Annotated in this window: 1 pseudogene; it reads left to right on the forward strand. The window is 47.0% G+C overall.

From position 1 onward, the window contains the following. Positions 1-234 (forward strand): annotated as a pseudogene (locus tag KI210_RS08665) (amino acid ABC transporter ATP-binding protein); the annotation flags it as partial.

Here is a 234-nt window from a genome sequence, read left to right on the forward strand (position 1 = left end):
TGACGAACCAACCAGTGCTTTGGATCCCGAAATGAGTCAAGATGTTTTGGACGTCATGAAAAAAGTTGCCGAGTCAGGCATCACCATGCTGGTGGTAACGCACGAAATGGGTTTTGCCAGAGAAGTGTCAGACCGGGTAATCTTTTTCAATCAAGGAGAAGTGCTGGAAGATTCTAACGATCCAGAAGCTTTCTTCGAACATCCGAAGTCAGAACGGGCACAGGAGTTCTTGAG

It is taken from the genome of Lactobacillus corticis (assembly GCF_018327645.1).
Taxonomy (GTDB): domain Bacteria; phylum Bacillota; class Bacilli; order Lactobacillales; family Lactobacillaceae; genus Lactobacillus; species Lactobacillus corticis.